This is a genomic window from Candidatus Brocadiaceae bacterium (assembly GCA_012728835.1).
Classification (GTDB): domain Bacteria; phylum Planctomycetota; class Brocadiia; order SM23-32; family SM23-32; genus JAAYEJ01.
Map to the genome: position 1 here is coordinate 44,087 of JAAYEJ010000029.1, position 18,392 is coordinate 62,478.

19 protein-coding genes are annotated in these 18,392 nt (G+C 71.9%); 4 read left to right on the forward strand and 15 right to left on the reverse strand.

Going from position 1 to position 18,392, the window contains the following annotated elements; all coding sequences use genetic code 11:
- Nucleotides 1-558: 558 nt before the first annotated feature.
- Nucleotides 559-1,221: an ABC transporter permease gene (locus tag GXY85_04380; GenBank protein NLW50067.1), complete on the forward strand. Its 663-nt coding sequence runs from the start codon at nucleotides 559-561 to the stop codon at nucleotides 1,219-1,221.
- 138 nt (nucleotides 1,222-1,359) lie between these two features.
- Nucleotides 1,360-2,100 (forward strand): ABC transporter ATP-binding protein, encoded by a 741-nt coding sequence (locus GXY85_04385; protein ID NLW50068.1) that lies wholly within the window; start codon nucleotides 1,360-1,362, stop codon nucleotides 2,098-2,100.
- A 16-nt stretch (nucleotides 2,101-2,116) separates the two neighbouring features.
- Here GXY85_04385 and GXY85_04390 read toward each other — a convergent pair whose 3' ends face one another.
- Genes GXY85_04390 through GXY85_04410 form a run of 5 tightly spaced genes read right to left on the reverse strand, consistent with a single transcriptional unit; the run spans nucleotide 2,117 to nucleotide 6,910 of the window.
- A complete protein-coding gene (locus tag GXY85_04390; protein ID NLW50069.1) occupies nucleotides 2,117-3,322 on the reverse strand; it encodes a SpoIID/LytB domain-containing protein in 1,206 nt (401 codons plus the stop codon).
- 13 nt (nucleotides 3,323-3,335) lie between these two features.
- A complete protein-coding gene (locus tag GXY85_04395) occupies nucleotides 3,336-3,926 on the reverse strand; it encodes an epoxyqueuosine reductase QueH (GenBank protein NLW50070.1) in 591 nt (196 codons plus the stop codon).
- A gap of 44 nt (nucleotides 3,927-3,970) precedes the next feature.
- Nucleotides 3,971-4,993: a Holliday junction branch migration DNA helicase RuvB gene (gene ruvB, locus GXY85_04400; protein NLW50071.1), complete on the reverse strand. Its 1,023-nt coding sequence runs from the start codon at nucleotides 4,991-4,993 to the stop codon at nucleotides 3,971-3,973.
- 47 nt (nucleotides 4,994-5,040) lie between these two features.
- Entirely contained in the window at nucleotides 5,041-5,619 is a 579-nt protein-coding gene (locus GXY85_04405; GenBank protein NLW50072.1) for a Holliday junction branch migration protein RuvA, read from the reverse strand.
- 4 nt (nucleotides 5,620-5,623) lie between these two features.
- The gene (locus GXY85_04410) at nucleotides 5,624-6,910 is read right to left on the reverse strand and encodes a tetratricopeptide repeat protein (GenBank protein NLW50073.1); all 1,287 of its coding nucleotides are present in this window, start codon (nucleotides 6,908-6,910) and stop codon (nucleotides 5,624-5,626) included.
- Between the two features lie 175 nt (nucleotides 6,911-7,085).
- Here GXY85_04410 and kdsA point away from each other — a divergent pair, with 175 nt between their 5' ends.
- Both kdsA and nadD read left to right on the forward strand, forming a co-directional pair.
- Nucleotides 7,086-7,910: a 3-deoxy-8-phosphooctulonate synthase gene (gene kdsA, locus GXY85_04415; protein NLW50074.1), complete on the forward strand. Its 825-nt coding sequence runs from the start codon at nucleotides 7,086-7,088 to the stop codon at nucleotides 7,908-7,910.
- A complete protein-coding gene (gene nadD / locus GXY85_04420) occupies nucleotides 7,910-8,524 on the forward strand; it encodes a nicotinate (nicotinamide) nucleotide adenylyltransferase (GenBank protein NLW50075.1) in 615 nt (204 codons plus the stop codon). Before kdsA ends, nadD begins: the two co-directional genes overlap by 1 nt.
- A gap of 10 nt (nucleotides 8,525-8,534) precedes the next feature.
- Here the strand turns inward: nadD and rsgA are convergent, their stop codons facing one another.
- The 10 genes from rsgA to pyrE form a co-directional block, all read right to left on the reverse strand.
- Complete coding sequence (gene rsgA / locus GXY85_04425; GenBank protein NLW50076.1) at nucleotides 8,535-9,572, reverse strand: ribosome small subunit-dependent GTPase A; 1,038 nt, start codon at nucleotides 9,570-9,572, stop codon at nucleotides 8,535-8,537.
- Between the two features lie 19 nt (nucleotides 9,573-9,591).
- Nucleotides 9,592-10,590: a DNA polymerase III subunit delta' gene (locus GXY85_04430; protein NLW50077.1), complete on the reverse strand. Its 999-nt coding sequence runs from the start codon at nucleotides 10,588-10,590 to the stop codon at nucleotides 9,592-9,594.
- Nucleotides 10,591-10,603: 13 nt separating this feature from the next.
- Nucleotides 10,604-10,843: a biotin/lipoyl-binding protein gene (locus tag GXY85_04435; GenBank protein NLW50078.1), complete on the reverse strand. Its 240-nt coding sequence runs from the start codon at nucleotides 10,841-10,843 to the stop codon at nucleotides 10,604-10,606.
- Nucleotides 10,833-11,741 carry a lipoyl synthase gene (gene lipA, locus GXY85_04440; protein NLW50079.1) on the reverse strand — a complete coding sequence of 303 codons (909 nt, stop codon included), beginning with the start codon at nucleotides 11,739-11,741 and terminating at the stop codon, nucleotides 10,833-10,835. The genes GXY85_04435 and lipA overlap by 11 nt, the downstream gene beginning before the upstream one ends.
- A complete protein-coding gene (gene lipB / locus GXY85_04445; protein ID NLW50080.1) occupies nucleotides 11,738-12,427 on the reverse strand; it encodes a lipoyl(octanoyl) transferase LipB in 690 nt (229 codons plus the stop codon). Before lipB ends, lipA begins: the two co-directional genes overlap by 4 nt.
- Nucleotides 12,428-12,432: 5 nt before the next feature.
- A complete protein-coding gene (gene lpdA, locus GXY85_04450; GenBank protein ID NLW50081.1) occupies nucleotides 12,433-13,833 on the reverse strand; it encodes a dihydrolipoyl dehydrogenase in 1,401 nt (466 codons plus the stop codon).
- A 138-nt stretch (nucleotides 13,834-13,971) separates the two neighbouring features.
- Nucleotides 13,972-14,658 (reverse strand): serine/threonine protein phosphatase, encoded by a 687-nt coding sequence (locus tag GXY85_04455; protein ID NLW50082.1) that lies wholly within the window; start codon nucleotides 14,656-14,658, stop codon nucleotides 13,972-13,974.
- Nucleotides 14,659-14,743: 85 nt separating this feature from the next.
- Nucleotides 14,744-15,814: a hypothetical protein gene (locus GXY85_04460; GenBank protein NLW50083.1), complete on the reverse strand. Its 1,071-nt coding sequence runs from the start codon at nucleotides 15,812-15,814 to the stop codon at nucleotides 14,744-14,746.
- 28 nt (nucleotides 15,815-15,842) lie between these two features.
- Nucleotides 15,843-17,288, reverse strand: a complete 1,446-nt coding sequence (locus GXY85_04465) for an adenylosuccinate lyase (protein NLW50084.1) — start codon at nucleotides 17,286-17,288, stop codon at nucleotides 15,843-15,845.
- A gap of 149 nt (nucleotides 17,289-17,437) precedes the next feature.
- Nucleotides 17,438-17,965 carry an orotate phosphoribosyltransferase gene (pyrE, locus tag GXY85_04470; GenBank protein ID NLW50085.1) on the reverse strand — a complete coding sequence of 176 codons (528 nt, stop codon included), beginning with the start codon at nucleotides 17,963-17,965 and terminating at the stop codon, nucleotides 17,438-17,440.
- Nucleotides 17,966-18,392: the final 427 nt, after the last annotated feature.

Below are 18,392 nucleotides of genomic sequence, written 5' to 3' on the forward strand. Positions count from 1 at the left end.
TTCGAGCGGGCGCTGCATGCCGTTCCGGAGAGCCATCCGCTGCACTCGCTCGTGCAGGGCGCCCTGGAGGCCGAGGCGATGGCCGGCGGCGGCGTGCGCCTGCACTGCGTCGTGGCGGAGGAGCGCGCCGGCGGCAGCGTGGAGGCGATCACGCCCGGCGGCAGCCTCGAGACGTTCCTGAACGCCACCGAGGCGTTCCGGGCCGAGAGCGTGTCGGCGGAGGCCGAGGCGCTGGCCGAGGTGCTGGACCGGGAGACGGCCGACGTCAGCGCGCTGATCCTTGTGGGGCTGCCGCCCGGCCTGGCGGACGCACAGGCGGCGTCCCTGCTGGAGCGGTTCGTGCGCGACGGCGGCTTCCTGCTCGTCTATGGCGCCGGGGGCGTGTCCGACGCGGCCGAGAGCCCCCTGGCCGGACTCCTGCCGGCCACCCCCGCGGGCGGCGTCCGGTCCTTTGACGAAGGGAGCCTGACGCGCGGCCCCCAGGCCGTGCAGGTGCAGTGGGCGACGCATCCGGCGGCCCGGTTCGTCGAGGCCCGGGCCAGGTCGGGCGCCGTCGCCATGGCCGTGGCGCGGGACGGCGGAGACGAGGTGGCCTGGAGCTGGGACCTCGGCAAGGGGCAGGTGGCCTGGTACTCGGTGGATGGCGCCTCGGCGGCCGACCCCGACGTGCTCTCCTGGTTTGTCCGCGGGCAGGGCGCCGAAGGCGCCGACGAGACGGTGCAGGTCGCCGGCAGCCTGATGAACCGGCTGATCGCGCGCGGGGCGGGCAGTCGCGGCCAGACGCACGACATGCGCGGCGTCTGGCTCGTCACCCTGAGCCTGATGGTGTGTGTGGTCGGCATCACCAACGCCATGCTGATGAGCGTTACCGAACGGTTCCGCGAGATCGGCACCATGAAGTGCCTCGGCGCGCTGGACCGGTTCGTCGTGAAGCTCTTCCTGATCGAGTCGTCCCTCCAGGGCGTCGTGGGCTCGCTGATCGGGGCCTTCATCGGCTTCGTGCTGGCGTTTCTGCGCGCGCTGCTCACCTACCGCGTCACGGACCTGGAGACGGGCGAGACCTTCTGGCTGACGCTGCACTTCTTCCCCATCGGGTCCGTTCTGGTCTGGCTGGTGATCGCCCTGGCCGTGGGGATCGTTCTGAGCATTGTCGCCGCCATTTACCCGGCCATCCGTGCGGCGCGGATGGAGCCGGTGCAGGCCATGCGGGTCGAGGCGTAGCGCGCACGCGCCGCCGTGCTTCGGCCGCCATGAGGTGCAAGCGAGGAGGATGGAGCCTTGGCAGATACCGCAGCCGCCCGAACCGACGTCGAGCAGCAGACCGTCGTGCGCACCGTGGACGTGCGCAAGATCTACCGCATGGGCAAGGTCGAGGTGCACGCCCTCAAGGGCATCACGCTGGACATCCAGGTCGGTGAGTACATCAGCATCATGGGCCCCAGCGGCAGCGGCAAGACGACGCTGTTCAACATGGTCGGGGCGCTGGACAAGCCCAGCAGCGGCCAGGTCTACATCGACGAGGTCGACGTGGCCCAGCTGGACGCCTACGAACTCGCCTGGCTCCGCTGCCGGAAGATCGGCTACATCTTCCAGACGTTCAACCTCATCCCCGTCATGTCGGCGCTGGAAAACGTCACGCTGCCGATGACCTTCGCCGGCCTGACCACCGACGAGGCGCGCGACAAGGGCATGGACCTGCTCGACCAGGTCGGGCTGGCCGAGCGCTACGACCACAAGCCCTTCGAGCTGTCCGGCGGGCAGCAGCAGCGCGTTGCGATCGCCCGCGCCATGGCCAACTCGCCCAGCATCATCCTGGCCGACGAGCCCACCGGCAACCTGGACCTGGCCACGGGCAAGGAGATCATCCAGCTCCTCGGCGAGATGAACGCACACCAGAACGTGACGATCATCACGGCGACGCACGACATCAAGATGCTCAGCGCCTCCGACCGCATCATCTGGGTGCGCGACGGCACGCTGGCGAAGATCGAACGCCGCGAGGACCTGGACATCCAGGTGGGGTCCATCGAAGGCGATGCCGAGGGCGGCGTGGAGGCCTCCCTGCGCGGGACCGAAGAGGACGAACAGGACGCCGGCTGAGGACGGCCCCGGCGCCTCAGTGCGCCCTGCAGACGAGCGCGCCCGGGTAGTAGTGCTGCAGGATCTCCTGCCACGTGTGGCCGGCGCGCGCCATCCCCCGCGCGCCCCACTGGCACAGGCCCACCCCGTGGCCGTAGCCGCGCCCCTGGAGCGAGAACACCCCGTCCCGCGCCGTCACCCGGAAGCGGAGGCTGCGCATGCGGTTGCCGCCCAGGGCGCGGCGCAGCGCCCCCGCGTCCAGCTTCACCTCGTCGTTGATGAGCACGAACCGCGCGTAGCCGTCCGGCTCGGTCTCGAGGGGCCGTAGGGTGCGGACCTCCGCGACGTCCGGCCGGTCGAGCCGGCGGGCCAGATCGGCGCCGGTCACCTCCAGGCTCCACTCATACCAGCGCGTGCCCCGGCACCACGGGCACTCGACGCCCCGCAGCGGCGGCAGGGCGTCCAGTGCGAAGACCCGTTCGACGGCAACCGTCCGGCCGCCGCACGTGCTCTGGAAGTAGGCGGGGAGGGGGCGGTCGTCGTAGGCCAGCACGATGCCTGCGGTCAACTCGGTGGCCAGGCGGGCCGGGCGCGATTCGGCCTCCCGGCCGCGGTAGGCCATGTCCGCCGGCACCATGTGGCCGCGGGCGTCCAGCGTGTACAGCATGAACGTGCGGGCCGCCACGGCCTGGGCCATCAGGGCCTCCATCGGCCAGCGGGCATACAGTTCCCGGCCGACCACACCGGCGATGTACTGCTCCGGCGGGAGCACGTTGACCGCGCGGACGCAGTCCCCGGGGCGGACCGTCAGGACCAGGTGCCCGCGATAGGCGTCTTCGCCCAGGACGAACCCGTCGTCGTTCGGCCGCAGTTGCGCCTCCCCTTCGGGGACGGCCAGGTCGTTCAGGTGCAGGACCTCGCCCGAGGCGGTCACCCGCCAGGGCCCCTCGCCCATGTCCAGGAAGCGCTCGCCGGGCGCGTACCAGCTCGCGCCGCCGGGGCACGAGAGGCGCAGAGACGGCGACGCCGAGACGATGACCACCGGGACCGTCTCCGGGTACACGATCGAGGCCGGTGCGGCGGGCATGGGCGGCACCACGGGCAGGGGGCGCCAGAACTGCCACCCGTACAGGCCCACGAAGGCCAGCAGGCCCAGGGCGGCGGCCGCTGCGGCGAGGCCCGGGCCGGGGCCGCGCCGGCGCGGCGGGCGGGGGGCGGCCTCGAGGGGCGTCTGTTCGTCCATGCGGCGCTCCTGGTCACGAGACCTCGGGCGTGTCGGCGGCGGGCCCCTGGCCGCGGTAGACGTGCAGGGCCGTGTCGCGGAACCGTTCCCATTCGCTGAAGACGCAGCCGCAGTAGTTCTGCAGGTAGAGGCGCATCCGGCGGGCGCGTTCGTGGCCGCGCTCGGCCAGCGGGCGCCAGTCCTGCGCCAGGAAGGCCACGCCGTGGGTCCGGGCGCACTCCTCGCCGATCGCGCGGATGACGGAATGGTCCTGGTGGGTGCTGGACAGCAGCGTGGTGGCAAATGCCTCGTAGCCGCCGCGGGCCGCCGTCTCGGCCGTGCGCGCCAGCCGCAGGCGGTAGCAGTCGGCGCAGCGTTCGGCCGCCGGGGCCGCCCAGCGCACGGCCGCCAGCCAGTCGGGCAGCCCGTAGTCCTCCTGGTAGGTCACCGGCAGCGGCAGTCGCTCCTGGAGCACCTTGAGTGCCTTCAGGCGCCGGCGGAACTCGATGAACGGGTGGATGTTCGGGTTGCTGAAGAACCCGTGGACCCGGTGGCCGTTGCGCGCCAGCTCCTCGGCCGGCTCGATGGCGCATGCGGCGCAGCAGACGTGGAGGAGCACTCTCATGGCGTCCTTCCCGTGGCTCGGGGCCTGAGCGCGGGCGCAGCGCTTCAGAACAGCGATGCCTGCCCTTCGGGCCCGGGGCCGTCGGCGCCGCAGGCCTCCAGGCCGGCCGGCGTGATGGCGCGCCCCCGGGCCGTGCGTTCCAGCAGGCCCTGGCGGATCAGGAACGGCTCGTAGACGTCCTCGATCGTGTCTTCCTGTTCGCCGACGACGGCGGCGATGGTCTTGAGCCCGACGGGGCGGCCGGAGCTGCGCGCCAGGAGCGCCAGGATACGGCGGTCCATCTCGGCCAGTCCGCGGTCGTCGACGCCGAGCCGTCGCAGGCCGTCCTCGGCGATCTGCGGCGTGATGACGCCGCTTCCGGCCGCCTGGGCGACGTCGCGGATGCGGCGCAGGAACCGGTTGGTGATGCGGGGCGTGCCGCGGGAGCACTCGGCGATGCGGCGGGCGGCCTGCGGCTGCAGGCCGATGCCGAGGATTCGTGCGCTCTTGGCGGCGACCTCCATGAGTTCGTCGGTGGTGTAGAAGTCGAGCCGTTCGGAGATCTGGAAGCGGCTGCGCAGCGGCGGGGCCAGGAGCCCCTCGCGCGTGGTGGCGCCGATGAGCGTGAAGGGGCGCAGGTCCAGGCGGATCGACCGGCCATGCGGTCCCGGGTCGATGATGATGGTGATGAAGAAGTCCTCCATCGCCGTGTAGAGATACTCCTCGACGCGCACGTCGAGGCGGTGGATCTCGTCGATGAACAGGACGTCGCCCCTGCGCAGGCCGGTCAGGAGGCCCACCAGGTCGCGGGGCTTGCTGAGGGCCGGGCCGCTGGTGGACCGCAGGCTGACGCCGAGTTCGTTGGCGATGATGTAGGCGAGGGTCGTCTTGCCCAGTCCGGGCGGGCCGCAGAAGAGGATGTGGTCGAGCGGCTCGGCGCGCATGCGGGCGGCCTCGATCCACGTCCGCAGGTTGTCGACCGTGCCGGGGCGGCCGACGAAGTCGGCGAACGACGCGGGGCGCAGGACGCTCTCGATCGTCTGCTCGTCGTCCTGGGGAAGGCCGGAGTAGATGTCCTGCTCGTTCATCGTTCCCGATCCGTGCGCGGCCGGTCGAAGGTGCACCGCAGGAGGCGTCAGTGGCCGAGGGCATCCTGCACGAGCTGCTGGCGGTCGGCGTCGGGGCCGAGCCGGGCCACGGCGGCGCGCACGGCCTGCCGGGCATCGGCCTCGGGTTCCCCGAGCGCCACGAGTGCCTGCACGGCGTCCCGTGCGGCCTGGCTGCCGGCTTCCTCGGCGGCCACGGGCAGCCGTTCGATCCGTTCGCGCAGTTCCACGATGAGGCGCGAGGCCGTCTTGGCGCCGATCCCCTTCACGGTGCTCTTGAGCGCGTCCGCGTTGCCGTCCAGGATGTAGCGCTTGAACTGGCCGGGCTCGCAACTGCTCAGCACACGCAGCGCGACGGCCGGGCCGATGCGGCTGACCGGCAGCAGCATGCGGAACAGCTCCCGCTCCAGCTCGGTGGCGAAGCCGAACAGGCACAGCTCGTCCTCACGCACCAGCAGGTGGGTCAGCAGGACGGCACGGCCGCCCTCGGGGGGCAGGGCCTCGTAGGTGGACAGAGGGATTCGCGCGACCAGCCCGACGCCGCCCACGTCGATCGTCGCGGCCGTCGGGCTCTTGACGACGAGGCGGCCCTGGAGGCGGTCGATCATCCGTTCACTCGCTCCGGAGTTCCAGGCCGAGCGACTCCAGTTTCAGCACGATCTCGTTGAGGCTCGTGGCGCCGAAGTTGGGCACGCCCACCAGGTCGGCCTCGCTCAGGCGCACCAGGTCGCCGATCGTGGCCACCCCGAGGCGCTCCAGGCATCGACGGCAGCGGGTGGACAGCTCGAGCGTCTCGACCGAGGCGGTCAGGGCGTCGCTCTCGTCGTCGTCCTCTTCGCGGGGGGCTTCCTGGCCGAGCTGGAGGTCGTAGCGGGCCATCAACTGCTCGATCTCCTCCAGGCTCGTGTCGCCGAAGTTCTTTTCGCTCAGCAGCTCCTCGCGCGTGACCTTCGTCAGGGCGCCCAGCGTCTTGATGTCCCGACGGTCCAGGCACGTGCGGCTCCGCGCGCTCAGCTCGAACGCGGAGAGTTCCATGTTGAACAACTCCTCCATGCGGCGCATGTCGCGCGTCTTGGCGGCGTCGACGAACATGGTCAGCGACGACTCGGCGTCCTTCAGGTAGAGCTGCGCCTGCTTGTGCCGAGGGTCGATGGCGAGCACGCGCTTGTAGCAGTCGATCGCGCGGTCGTACTCGTTGTGGTCCTCGCTCAGGATGCCCAGGTTGATCAGCGCGCCGACGTATGTCGGGCGCAGGTCGGCGCAGCGGCCGTACAGCTCCATGGCCCGCCTGTCGTCGCCGTTCAGGTCGGCGTTCCGGGCCAGCCGGAACAGGCTCCGGGCATGCTCGGGGTCCAGGTCGAGCGCGGATTCGTACAGCCGCATGGCCTCGGCGTAGTCTCCGTCGGCCTCCGCCAACAGGCCGCGGGCATACAGCAGGGCGGCGGTCGGTTCGGCCTTGGCGTGCTTCTTCAGGATGTCGACGGCCGCCTGCGGCTGCTGCAGGTCGCAGTAGGCTTCGACCAGGAGCACGTCGATCGCCGGGTCCTGGCCGGCCTCGGCCTGGAGCAGGTCCACGCCTTCCTGCGTGCGGCCCATGGCCAGCAGTGCGCGGCCCAGGAAGTGGGCGGCGTTCTTGCGGCTGCGCACGGGGCGCAACCGCTCGGCGGCCTCCGCGTAGCGTCCGCGGGCCAGCAGCAGGATCCCCAGCTTCTCGCTGAGGTCTCTCTGCTCGTCGTCGGAGACCTGGTCCCGGTCCGCCTCCATCTGCCGGATGCGCCGGTCCGCCTGATCGACCGTGGCGTAGCTGTCGTAGACGCAGGTGACCAGTTGGTCGTAGTTGTCCCTGGTCAGCGGGGCGGCCAGCAGTTCGTCAAGTTGCTTCGCAAGTGTCGTTGCCATAGACTCTTCAGCACGATCATTGGGGGAGAGCGGCTGCGGCGGAACGGCACACCCTGCCTGCAGTTCACCGTCCCTGGCAGGCTAACAGGAAGTTTGAACCCTGTCAAGGGATTTGGTATCCTGCCCCCGCCGCAGGAGGGGGCGCCGGCCCCAAGCTGGAAAGGAACTCAGTTCCGTGGCGCAAGTGCATATCACCGAGGGAATCTCGGCCGGCGACGGCCGGCCGTTGCTCGTCATCGCCGGGCCGTGTGTCATCGAGGGGCGCTGCCTCTGTCTGCGGGTCGCCTCCCATCTGAAGGCGCTCTGCGAACAGATCAAGCTGCCGTTCGTCTTCAAGGCGTCGTTCGACAAGGCCAACCGCAGCAGCATCTCCTCGTTCCGAGGAGTCGGCATGGAGGACGGCCTCAGCATCCTGGCCGAGGTCAAGGAGAAGGTGGGCGTGCCCGTCGTGACCGACATCCACCTGCCGGAGCAGGCCGCCCCGGTGGCCGAGGTCGTCGACATGCTCCAGATCCCCGCCTTCCTGTGCCGTCAGACGGACCTGCTGATCGCCGCCGCGCGCGCCGGTCGGCCCGTCCTCATCAAGAAGGGCCAGTTCATCGCCCCGGAGGACATGGGGCGCGCCGCCGAGAAGGTCCGGTCCATGGGCAACGCGGACGTCCTTCTGTGCGAGCGCGGCGCCGTCTTCGGCTACCACGACCTGGTGGCCGACATGCGCTCGATCGTCCGCATGAAGGCCCTCGGCTATCCCGTCGCGTTCGACGTCACCCATTCCACCCAGCGCCCCGGCGCGGCCGGCACCGCCAGCGGGGGTGAGCGCGAGATGGCGATGCCGCTCGGATCGGCCGCCGTGGCGGCCGGGGCCGACGCCGTGTTCATCGAGACGCACCCGCAGCCCGACGAGGCCCTGTCCGACGCCGCCAGCATGGTGCCGCTGGAGTCGATGGAGCTTCTGCTCAAGAGGCTCCAGGCCGTCGCCGCAGCGGTGGGGAAGCCGTGATGGCCGGCATCGGCCTGCTCGGGGGCTCGTTCGACCCCGTCCACTGCGCGCACGTGGCCCTGGCTGAGCGCGCGCGCGACCGGCTTGCCCTCGACTGCGTCCGGCTGGTGCCCGCACGCCGCAACCCCCACAAGCCCGTCCGGCCGGTCGCCTCGGACGCTCACCGCGTACGGATGCTCGAACTGGCCGTCGAGGGCCGGCGCGGCCTGCGCGTCAGCACGGCGGAACTCGACCGCCAGGGGCCGTCCTACACGCTCATCACGGTGCAGGAACTGCGCCGCGAGGTGGGCGTCGATGCGCCGATCTACCTGCTGCTGGGCGCCGACAGCGTCGGCGACCTGGCGCGCTGGTGGCGGGCCGACGAACTGGTGGCCCAGGCCCTGGTCGTGCCCTTCGACCGGCCCGGCTGCCGGCTCGACGAGGTGCTGGAGGGCTTGGTGCCGCGCTTCGGAAGGGCGTGGGTGGCGGCGGCGCGGGCCCGGCGGATCGACGGGCCGCCCATGGAGGTCTCCTCCACGCAGGTCCGGGAGCGGCTGCGGGCCGGCCTGTCCGTCGTGGGGCTGGTGCCCGAGGCCGTCGCACGCTACATCGCCGAACAGGGCCTCTACGCCTGAAGGGGGGGCGCTACGGCGTCTCGTCGTCGTCCCAGGCCAATTCCTCCCGCCAGCGGTGGCGCACGGCCTGCTTGCGCGTGCTGCGGGACTGGCGGCGCTGCTTCTTCGCGACCTGCTCCTGGGGCTGTTCCACGTCCGTTGCGCGGGGCACCTCGATCTCCTCGATGCCCTCGACGATCCGCACGTAGCTGTGGTAGCGCTCCGCGTCCAGCTCGCCGCTCTCGACGGCCGCCTTCACGGCGCAGTGCGGTTCGTGCATGTGGACGCAGTCGGGCATGCGGCAGTCGGCGGAGAGTTCCCAGATGTGCGGGAAGAACTGGGCGACCTCGACCTTCCGGATGTCCCAGAGCGTGAACTCCCGGATGCCCGGCGTGTCCACCACGTAGCCGCCGAAGGACAGCTTGAGCAGCGAGGCGTAGGTGGTGACGTGGCGGCCCTTGGTGGTCACCGGGCCCGTACGGAGCTTCAGGCCCGGCTGGAGGGCATTCAGCAGGGAGGACTTGCCCACGCCGCTGTGGCCGGCGAAGACCGTGCTCCGGTCGCGGAGGGCCGCCCGCAGACCGTCCAGGCCGCGGCGCTGCAGGGCGCTCGTGCGCAGGACGCGGTAGCCGAGCGACTCGTACATGCCGGCCACGTCTTCGTACTCGGCGGGATCGTCCGCCTGGTCGGTCTTGTTGATGCAGAGGATCGGTTCGAGCCGCCCGGTCTCGCCGGCGATGATGTATCGGTCGATGATGCCCGGCGTCAGCGGCGGGACGCGTACGGACGTGACGATGAGCAACTGGTCCACGTTGGCGACGATCACGTGTTCGGTGTGCTGCCCGCGCGGCGAGGTGCGAGAGAGCTTCGTGCGGCGCGGAAGCACCTGCTCCACCACCCCTTCGCCGCCCCCGACGGCGGTGAGGATGACCCGGTCCCCGACGGCCAGCGGCTTCGACTCCCCCGTGTCGTTGTCGACCAGGCGGCCGCGCACCTTGCACTCATAGACGGCGTCCCCCGCGTCCACCTCGCACAGTGCGGACCGGATCCGGATGACCGTTCCTTCCATGGACCCTCGAAGGCTGTCGTTACGTCTGCGGTTCGGCGCCGCAGAGGCGCGTGAACATGCGGTCCAGGGCCAGGCGCATCTGCGCGTTGGCCCCGATCATCTCGATCGTCTCCACGACGGTGTCGGCGAGGTCCAGGTAATCGTCCGCGTCGCCGGCGGCGGCGGCCCGTTGCCGCATCGCCCCCTCCCGGTCCCGGTTCACCAGTGGGCAGTCGTCCTCCGGCGCGGCGGCCAGGACGGCCAGGTCGCGGTAGTAGACGGCCAGGCACTCCAGCAGGTCCTGCAGGGAGTCGCGCGCGGAGCCCGCGCCGGCCTCTTTGGCGAGGTCGGCCAGCCAGTCGGCCAGTTCCAGGTTGTCCTCGGGCGCGGCCGAGGCCAGCCGGTCCAGCAACTCCCGGTTCCGTTCGTGGAGCCCTTCGCGGGCGGACCGCAGGGCCAGGCCGGGGGCGCCCCAGCATCGGCCGGCCAGCCAGTGGGCGTCGTCGTCGGCGTAGCCCTCCTCGGTGAGCCGGCGGCTCAGCGCCGCCTGGGGCAGGTTGGCGAATCGCACCAGGCGGCAGCGGCTGATGATGGTCTCGGGGACGCGCCGGAGGCTCGAGGCGATCAGGATGAACACGCAGCGGCCGGGCGGCTCCTCCAGCAGCTTCAGGAACGCGTTCGCGGCCTCGTCGGTCATGCGCTCGGCATCGTTGACGACGAACACGCGCCGGTCCGCCCGAACCGGCCGAAGCCCGGCCGTGTGCTGCAGGTCGCGCACGACCTGCAACGGCAGCGACTGGCGGCCCTCCGGCAGGCCCACCTGCGTGTAGTCCGGGTGTGCGTTGCCTGCCAGCAGGCGGCAGTCGGCGCCGGTCGAGTCCGGGCAGAGCAGGGCGGCGGCCAGCCGGCGCGCCATCTCCAGGCGCCCCGTCCCGGCGGACCCGAGGAAGAGCAGCGCGTGCGGCAGCCGGCCGCTTTTCAGCAGGCCGGCCAACTGGCGCCCGGCCCGCTCCTGGCCCTCGATGGATTCGAACCCCATAGGTCCCCGCGTGCTACTGCTCGACGAGCGCCATCACCTGGCCGGCCTTCACCTTCTCGCCCTCGCCGGCCAGAATCGACGTGATCCTGCCGCTGACGGGCGCCGGCACGGTGAACGCCGCCTTGTCCGTGACCATCTCCACCATGTCCTCGCCCTCGACCATCTCCTCGCCCTCGTTGACGTACCAGAAGGACACCTCGGCGTCCTCCGGCGCCTCGTCGCCCAGCGGGGGCAGCTTCACTTCAATCGGCATCGCGTGTCTCCGTTCCCGTTCCGTTGATCCTGTCGTTCACCAGATCCCGTGCCATGGCGGCCGCCCCGTAGCTGCTGCGGACGAACGGCCCGCTCGCCACGGCGGCAAAGCCCATCCGCAGCGCCTGCGCCTCCAGGGCGGCGAAGCGTTCCGGCGGCACGAACTCCGCCACCGGGCAGTGGGCCGGCGACGGCGCCAGGTACTGCCCCAGCGTCAGCGCCGTGCAGCCGGCGCCGCACAGGTCGCCCAGGACGGCCGAGACCTCCTGCGGCGTCTCGCCCAGGCCGAGCATCAGCCCGCTCTTCGTGGCCGGCACGGCGGGGTGCTCGGCCGCCTGCGCCAGCACGCGGAGCGAGCGGCGGTAGTCCGCTTCCGGGCGCACGCGGGCGTAAAGGCGCGGCACGGTCTCGACGTTATGATTGAAGACTTCGGGCGCGGCGTCAAGCACCCGGGCCAGATCCGCCGCGTTTCCGGCGAAGTCCGGCGTCAGGACCTCTACGGTCGCCTCCGTGCCCTCGTGCAGGGCCCGGATCGTCTCGGCGAAGTGCCCGGCGCCGCCGTCGGGCAGGTCGTCGCGCGTCACGCTGGTGACCACCACGTGGCGCAGCCCCAGCCGGCGCACGGCCTCGGCCAGCCGCCGGGGCTCCCGGGCTTCCACGGGGGAGGGCGCGCCCCGGGCGACCGCGCAGAACGTGCAGCCCCGCGTGCAGACCGTGCCGAGGATCATGAACGTGGCCGTGCCCCGTGCGAAGCACTCGCCGATGTTGGGGCAGCGGGCCTGCCGGCAGACGGTCTCCAGGTGCAGCTCATCCAGCATGTCCAGCACGGGCCGCATCTGCTGCTCGGGCGGCAGGCGCTTGCGCAGCCAGGGGGGGAACCTGCGCGTGGGGGTGCTCATGGAGTCTCCCGTGCGCCGGCCGCCGGCGCCGGCGTCATCTCGAAGTGTTCCGCGAAGGTCTCGGCAGCCCGCAACGCAACGTCCGCAAGCGCCGGCACCGTGCCGGTCTCCCGCGCCAGCGACGTCATCGTCACGCCCCTGAGGCCGCACGGGACGATCAGGTCGAACTGCGACAGGTCGGTCGTCACGTTCAGCGCCACCCCGTGGTAGGCCACCCAGTGCCGGACGGCGATGCCGATGGAGGCGATCTTGCGGTCCTCCACCCAGACGCCGGTATGGGGCGAGTCCGCGTGGGCCGGCACGCCGTAGCCGCGGCAGAGGGCCACGAGCCACGCCTCCAGGTCGCGCAGGTAGCGGTGCAGGTTGCGCCCGCGCCGGCGCAGGTCCAGGATGGGGTAGACGACGAGCTGCCCGGGGCCGTGGTAGGTCACCTCGCCGCCGCGGTTCGTCTCGGCCACCGCCACGCCGCGCGCGGCCAGCGCGTCCGCGTCGGCCAGCACGTCGCCGCGCACGCCCGTGCGGCCGATCGTCACCGTCGGCGTGTGCTCGAGCAGCATCAGGCACTCGGGTTCCCGCTGCTCGATCACCGCGTCGCGGCGCCGCACCTGCTCCCGGAACGCCTCTTCGTATCCGAGCCTCCGCAAGGGGGGGCACAGCAGGCGCGGTCGCGGGGGCGGGAGTGCCATGCGGCTCAGCCTCTCCAGTTGATGGGCGGGCCCACCACGCCGTCGGCCGCCTCGCGCAGGGCCTCCGGCAGCGTGGGGTGTGCGTGGATCGTTGCGGCCAGTTCCTCGGCCGTGCACTCCAGTTGCAGTGCCAGGGCGGCCTCGCCCAGGACGGCACTGGCCATCGGGCCGCAGGCGTGCACGCCCAGCAGCTCGCCCCGGCGGCCGTCGGCGATCATCTTCACGAACCCGTCCGTGTCGCCGATCACGTGCGCCTTGCCCAGCGCCTGGAGCGGGAACTTCTTGACCACCACGTGCTCCCCGACCGCCTCGCGCGCCTGCTCCTCACCCATGCCGACCATGGCGACCTCCGGGGAGGCGAACACGCAGGCCGGAACGACGCGGTAGTCCATCGCCGCCGTGATCGAGCCCGTCGCGTGCGCGGCCGCCACGACCGCCTCCTGGCTGGCGACGTGCGCCAGTTGGGGGTCTCCGACGACGTCGCCGACGGCGTAGACGTGCGGCTGCGACGTCTGCATGTGCTCGTTGACCTCGATCCGCCGCGCCTTGCCCGGCTCGATGCCTGCCGCCTCCGGCGCGAGGCCCGCGAAGTACGGCCGGCGGCCCACGCAGACCAGCATCCTCTGTGCCGACACCTCCCGGCCGTCGCTCAGACGGGCCCGCACGCCGCCGCCGTCCCTGGCGACCGACTCCAGCTTCGTGCCCGGGTGCAGCGCGGCGCCGGCCTTCTTCAGGCGGCGCACCACGACGCGCGCGCAGTCGAGGTCGACCCCGGGCAGGATCCGGTCCAGGGCCTCGACCACGGTCACCTCGACGCCGAAGGCCGAGTAGAGGCCCGCGAACTCGACTCCGATGTAGCCGCCGCCGACGATGATGACCGATTCGGGCAGCTCGTTCGCGGTCACGGCGTCGCCGCTGTCCCAGATGACCTCGTGATCGAACGGCGCCGACGGCAGTTCGACCGACTGCGAGCCGGTCGCGATGATGACGTGGCGCGCACGGAGGCGGTCGGGGCCGTCGCCCTCGAGGGCCAGCGTGTGGGCGTCCTCGAAGCGCGCGGCCGCCCGGACGTGTTCCACCTTGTTGGCGGCCAGCAGGGCCTTGATCCCGCCGCGCAGCTTCGCGACCACCGCGTCGCGCCGGGCCGCGGCGGCCGCGTAGTTCAGCGTCAGACCGGTCACGTCGATGCCGGCTTCGTCGGCGTGCCGCATCTGCTGGAGCAGGTTGGCGGCGTGCCAGAGGGCCTTGGTCGGGATGCAGCCGACGTTGGTGCAGCATCCGCCGAGTTCGCCCTTGTCGATCACACAGGCATTCGCGCCGAGCTGGGCGGCGCGGATGCCCGCCACGTATCCGGCCGGCCCGGCGCCGATGACGGCCACGTCGAAGTCGTAGCTGCTGTCTGCCATGGGTTCCTCGCTTGTCGATGTCAGGGCAGCGGCCGCCGGCACCCGCGGCCGCGGGCACCATTGTAATGGAACCGCCGCGCCGGGGAAAGCCGCGGCGGGGCGCTGCGGTGGGCGGCCCCGGGCATCCTCGCCCGGGGATCAGAATGCGATGCCGGGGGCCTGGCCGAGCCCGCAGCGCACGAGGCCGGGCGCGCCGTCGCGCCGGCCGATCTCCGCCCAGGCGTAGCCGCCGCCACGTGCCGGCCCGGGGTTCAGCAGTTGCGTCCGCCCGAGCGCGTCGCGGCCCGCCGCCTCGTGGATGTGGCCGCAGAAGCAGACCAGCGGTTCGCGCGTCAGGATGAAGTCGCGCACGGACCGGCTGCCCACGTGCATCCCGTTGCCCACGATGTCGAGCGCCGTGTCGCGCGGCGGCTGATGGCAGACGAGCACGCAGGGCAGGGCGGGGTCGATGCCCTCTGCCGCGGCCTTCAGCAGCGCCGCGAGTTCAGGCTCCTCCACCTCGCCGGGCGTGCGCCCGGGGCAGGGCAGAGAGCCGCCCAGGCCGATGAAGGCGACGCCGTCCAGGACGCGGCTCATGCCGTGCAGGCCGATGTCCTGCTCGTCCAGGTAGGCATCGACTTCGGGGTAGTCGCAGTTGCCCGGCACGGCCAGGGCCAGGGGGTTGCGCCGGCGGATGGCCTCGATCACCTCGGCGGCCTCTCGGCGGCGGCCGAAGTTCGTTACGTCGCCCGCGACGACCACGACGTCCGCCGCCTCGAACACCCCGGCGAACGCCTCCAGCGCGCGGGCCTGCCCGTGCACGTCCGTGACGGTTGCGACGATCATGATCCGCCTCCTGTCCGGCGCGGCCGGCGCCGATGGCCTCTGCCGGCCGGCGTGTCGACGTCGCACGAGGGGGTGCGCATGGTGCTCAGTCCTGCGGCTTCGGCGTTGCGAGCAGGGCGGCCACGCGGTCGGCGAAGTTCTCGACGCGCACGGTCAGTTCGACTGTGTGGTCGTCATGGCCCTGCACGGAGGCCTCGCGCAGGTACGGCGTGCACGCCGGGTCGGCGGCCAGGTTCCGCAGCGCGGTCTCGATGCCGGCGGCCGTGCCGGCGCCGTCGCACGCGACCCGCAGGGTCAGGGCGGCGTCGCGGCTGTTCAGGCTGCGCACCTGCCCGCTGACCGCATGCACGCCGGGGCCGGCCAGCCCGGCGGCCTCCAGCGCGGCATGGACCCCCGGGTGCGGGACGCGCGCCAGCAGGGCGGCCAGTTCTCCGCGGGTGTTCAGACAGGCGAAGCGGACGGGGCTGTCGCGGTCCAGGCGGTCGTACGCGCCGAGCAACTGCGGATCCATGCCCGCCGGCAGGGGCGCTGCAGCCGGCTCGTCGTCCGGGCGGACGGCCGCCTCGATGCCGTCGAGCCACGTGCGCAGCAGGATCGCGTCCTCGGCCACCATGTAGATGTTCGTGCGGGCGGCGAACGCCCCTCCGGCCGGCGCCGGCCAGATGGCGCCGCCTCGATAGGGCTCGGGCTTGGGCAACTCTTTCTTGGCCGCCACCTGGCGCAGCACGGCGTCGAGCAGGCGTCCCAGACGCGTGATCGAGACGGCCAGGCCCCAGCGGACGCCGTCCTCGCCGGCCGCCGCCGTGCCCAGCACGACCAGTCGGATCGGCGCCACGTAGACGACGCCCTCGCGCATCTGCTCGGGCTGATCGGCCTTGATCGGCATCCGGTTGCCCACGTCGGGCCTCAGCGCCAGCCGCACCGGCACCTCCACCATCATGGGATCGTCCCGACGGATGCTGACGAACAGGAAGGCGCGGGTCTGCGGGGTCAGGAACACCTCCGCGTCCGGCACCGGCAGGGCGCGCGCGAACCACATGTAGATGCCGATGATCGCCAGGCCGACGACGACGATCAGCCCGAGGCAGCCGCCCGTACAGCCCCACATCCACCTCTTGCGCTGCCGCAACAGGCGTTCCTGATCGCCCATGTCCATCGGTTGCTCTCCGTGTGCGGTGGGGGGGCTACACGCGCGGCTCGCCGGCCGCGTCGTCGTCGTCGGGCAGGTCGGCCAGCGCGGGCCTCGCCACCTGGTCCAGGTACTCGTCCACCTGCTCGGGCGCCCGCCCGACGAAGGCGGACGGCGCCAGCGCCGCGTCCAAGCCCGCGCCGATGGCCGTGAACGCCTCGTCGGCCCGCAAGCGGTCCAGCAGGTCGTTGACCCCGTCGCCGGCCTTCACGCGCTCGGCGGCGTCCAGCGAATGCACGCGGATGCGCTCGTGCAGCGCCTGCCGGTCGCCTCCGGCACGCACGCCGAGCATCAGGATGTTCTCGGTGGCAATGAACGGGAGTTCCGCGCGGAGGCGGCGCTCGATGACGGCGCGGTTCACCACGAGCCCGCCCGTGACGTTCGCGGCCAGGCGCAGGACGGAGTCGGCCGCCAGAAACGCCTCGGGCAGCGTCAGCCGCCGCACGGCCGAATCGTCCAGCGTGCGCTCCAGCCACTGGTCCGCCGCCGTGAAGGCCGCGTTGGGCACCTGGTTGAGCAGGAACCGGCAGAGCGACGCCATGCGCTCGCTGCGCATGGGATTGCGCTTGTAGGCCATCGCCGAGGAGCCCACCTGCGAGCGCCCGAAGGGCTCCTCCAGTTCCTTCAGACCGGCCAGCAGGCGCAGGTCGCCGGCCATCTTGTGGCAGGCCGCCGCCAGGAGCCCGAGCGCGCAGAGCGCCCGATAGTCGAGCGCCCGCGGATACGTCTGGCCCGTCACCGGGCAGACGCGCGAAAAGCCCATCGCCTCGGCCACCCGGCGCTCGAGTTCCTTCACCTTCTCGTGATCGCCGTCGAAGAGCGCCAGGAAGCTCGCCTGCGTGCCCGTCGTGCCCTTGACGCCGCGAAAGGGCAGTTCGTCCGCCACGCGGGCGATCTCGCGCGCGGCGTCCAGCAGGTCCTGCAGCCAGAGGCACGCGCGCTTGCCGACGGTCGTGACCTGGGCCGGCTGGAAGTGCGTATAGGCCAGGCAGGGCAGGGCGCGCCACTCGCGCGCGAACGCCGCCAGGTTGCGGCCGGCCGTCGCCAGGGGCGGCAGAAGCAGCCGCAGGCCGTCCCGCAGCAGGATCAGGTCCGTGTTGTCGCCCACGAACGCGCTCGTCGCGCCCAGGTGCAGGATGCCGCGCGCGCGCGGGCACTGCTCGCCGTACGCGCGCACGTGCGCCATCACGTCGTGGCGCGTCTCGCGTTCCAGGCGGGCTGCCAGCTCGAAGTCCACGTCGTCCTGATGGGCGCGCAACTCGGCGATCTGCTCCTCCGAGATGTCCAGCCCCAGCAGGCGCTCCGCTTCGGCCAGGGCGATCCACAGGCGCCGCCAGGTGCGGAACTTGCGCAGGTCGCTCCAGTTCTCCAGCATGGCGCGGCCCGCCCAGCGGGTGGCGAAGGGCGAGCGGTAGACGGACTCCTCGGGTTCCCGTGTCATGGCTGCTCCCGCGATGCCTTATGTGGCTCAGCCGCCCTCGGCTGAGGTCCAGCCCCGCGAGGCGGGGCTGGGTGGAACACAGGCGAGGGCGCCTGTGCCACGCAGTCAACAGGGCACGTCGGCCTCCAACTCATAGCATACCGGCCGCATCAACCGGCTGCGATGCCGAGCGATTCGGACGTGAACAGCGCGCGGCACGGCACGCCGGCCGCCGCGAACGCCTCGGCCGCGCCCTCCTGGCGGTCGAGCACGAGCAGCACGCTCACCTCGCCGGCGCCCGCCGCGCGGAGCGCCTCCACGGCGTCCAGGGCCGCCCCGGCCGTCGTCGCCACGTCCTCCACCAGAACGACCCGTTCGCCGGCCTCCATGGGGCCCTCGATGCGCCTGTCGGTCCCGTAGCCCTTGCTGGCCTTGCGCACGATGACGAACGGCAGGTCCGTCTGCAGCGCCAGCGCCGTCGCCAGCGGCACGCCGCCCAACTCGGCCCCCGCCAGCCGCTGGACCCCCTCGGGCAGCATGGCCGCCAGCTCGCGCGCGACCGCCCGGAGCAGGCCGGGGTGCGTCTCGAAGCGGTATTTATCGAAATAATAGTGGCTTGTGCGGCCGCTGCGAAGGGTGAACGTGCCCGTCAGCAGGGCGACGTTCTTCAACTGCCGGGCCAGCGTCTTCAGGCTCATGCATCGGCTCCCTCGGGGTGGGAATCACGCCCTGTCGGATTATACCGGCCCTCCCGTGCCCCCACAACCGACGCGCCGGCCCTCCCCGGGGCCGCCTTCCACTATGCAGATGTTTTGTAAATGAATATTTACACGAGATTGAATAAATAGCCAATTGCCGCCTCCCGCCCCATGGGATATAGTACATCGGCATGAAGTGTGCCCCCGGGGCGGAGGGGCCGGGGTGGCGGACTTCGGCATGGGGTGCGGCAGCCCGGCGGGCCCGCCGGCGGCAGAACAGCCGCCTCTGCCCCGCGGAGCGCCGTGCCATGTGTCGGTGATCGGCCCTCTTGCTCTCGGGGAGGCGGCCATGGCAGGCACGCATCGGGGACGCACGTCGGCTTCCGTACGGACCGTATCGGCATTCCTCTTCCTCTTCGCCGCGGCC

What these genes read in the sequence shown, in the direction of transcription:
- GXY85_04380 (NLW50067.1), top strand. Translation starts at nt 559, where the DNA reads ATGGCCGTGGCGCGGGACGGCGGAGACGAGGTGGCCTGGAGCTGGGAC.
- GXY85_04385 (NLW50068.1), top strand. Translation starts at nt 1,360, where the DNA reads ATGGGCAAGGTCGAGGTGCACGCCCTCAAGGGCATCACGCTGGACATC.
- GXY85_04390 (NLW50069.1), bottom strand. Translation starts at nt 3,322, where the DNA reads ATGGACGAACAGACGCCCCTCGAGGCCGCCCCCCGCCCGCCGCGCCGG.
- GXY85_04395 (NLW50070.1), bottom strand. Translation starts at nt 3,926, where the DNA reads ATGAGAGTGCTCCTCCACGTCTGCTGCGCCGCATGCGCCATCGAGCCG.
- ruvB (NLW50071.1), bottom strand. Translation starts at nt 4,993, where the DNA reads ATGAACGAGCAGGACATCTACTCCGGCCTTCCCCAGGACGACGAGCAG.
- GXY85_04405 (NLW50072.1), bottom strand. Translation starts at nt 5,619, where the DNA reads ATGATCGACCGCCTCCAGGGCCGCCTCGTCGTCAAGAGCCCGACGGCC.
- GXY85_04410 (NLW50073.1), bottom strand. Translation starts at nt 6,910, where the DNA reads ATGGCAACGACACTTGCGAAGCAACTTGACGAACTGCTGGCCGCCCCG.
- nadD (NLW50075.1), top strand. Translation starts at nt 7,910, where the DNA reads ATGGCCGGCATCGGCCTGCTCGGGGGCTCGTTCGACCCCGTCCACTGC.
- rsgA (NLW50076.1), bottom strand. Translation starts at nt 9,572, where the DNA reads ATGGAAGGAACGGTCATCCGGATCCGGTCCGCACTGTGCGAGGTGGAC.
- GXY85_04430 (NLW50077.1), bottom strand. Translation starts at nt 10,590, where the DNA reads ATGGGGTTCGAATCCATCGAGGGCCAGGAGCGGGCCGGGCGCCAGTTG.
- GXY85_04435 (NLW50078.1), bottom strand. Translation starts at nt 10,843, where the DNA reads ATGCCGATTGAAGTGAAGCTGCCCCCGCTGGGCGACGAGGCGCCGGAG.
- lipA (NLW50079.1), bottom strand. Translation starts at nt 11,741, where the DNA reads ATGAGCACCCCCACGCGCAGGTTCCCCCCCTGGCTGCGCAAGCGCCTG.
- lipB (NLW50080.1), bottom strand. Translation starts at nt 12,427, where the DNA reads ATGGCACTCCCGCCCCCGCGACCGCGCCTGCTGTGCCCCCCCTTGCGG.
- lpdA (NLW50081.1), bottom strand. Translation starts at nt 13,833, where the DNA reads ATGGCAGACAGCAGCTACGACTTCGACGTGGCCGTCATCGGCGCCGGG.
- GXY85_04455 (NLW50082.1), bottom strand. Translation starts at nt 14,658, where the DNA reads ATGATCGTCGCAACCGTCACGGACGTGCACGGGCAGGCCCGCGCGCTG.
- GXY85_04460 (NLW50083.1), bottom strand. Translation starts at nt 15,814, where the DNA reads ATGGACATGGGCGATCAGGAACGCCTGTTGCGGCAGCGCAAGAGGTGG.
- GXY85_04465 (NLW50084.1), bottom strand. Translation starts at nt 17,288, where the DNA reads ATGACACGGGAACCCGAGGAGTCCGTCTACCGCTCGCCCTTCGCCACC.
- pyrE (NLW50085.1), bottom strand. Translation starts at nt 17,965, where the DNA reads ATGAGCCTGAAGACGCTGGCCCGGCAGTTGAAGAACGTCGCCCTGCTG.